This window comes from Citrobacter sp. Cf136, from assembly GCF_030333815.1.
GTDB classification, from domain to species: Bacteria; Pseudomonadota; Gammaproteobacteria; order Enterobacterales; family Enterobacteriaceae; genus Citrobacter; species Citrobacter freundii.
This window is the reverse complement of sequence record NZ_JAOWFE010000005.1, coordinates 1-400: the sequence shown is the minus strand read 5'-3', so window position 1 is coordinate 400 and position 400 is coordinate 1. Positions and strand designations below refer to the sequence as shown.

The 400-nt window shown below is 56.2% G+C and carries 1 protein-coding gene; it reads left to right on the top strand.

Features of this window, described 5'->3' with window-relative positions; genetic code table 11:
- Positions 1-400 (top strand): contractile injection system protein, VgrG/Pvc8 family (locus OGV98_RS00030; RefSeq protein ID WP_286550897.1); only part of this gene is annotated, 400 nt, incomplete at both ends.

Below are 400 nucleotides of genomic sequence, written 5' to 3'. Positions count from 1 at the left end.
TTTTATGAGCCCCATCCCGCCCGCGAATTCTGCGTGCAGTACGGCGAAACTGACCTCAATTTTCTGAGCCGCCTGTGGGCCGAAGAGGGTATTTTCTTCTTTGACTGGTTCCTCCCGACCGGTCCCGACCAGAAACTGGTGCTCTGCGATGACGTCGCCGGGGTCTCCACATTCGGCGAAATGCCCTTTAACCCGAACACCCGGGAAGCCACCACCGCATGCATCAGTGCGTTCCGCTACCGGGCGCAGATTCGCCCTTCCTCAGTTGAAAACCAGGATTACACCTTTAAAGTCCCCGGATGGCCCGGTTACTTCAGCCGCCACGCCAAAAACCTCAACGGCCAGCGCACACAGTATGAAATCTTTGATTATCCGGGACGCTTCAAAGACGTACAGCATG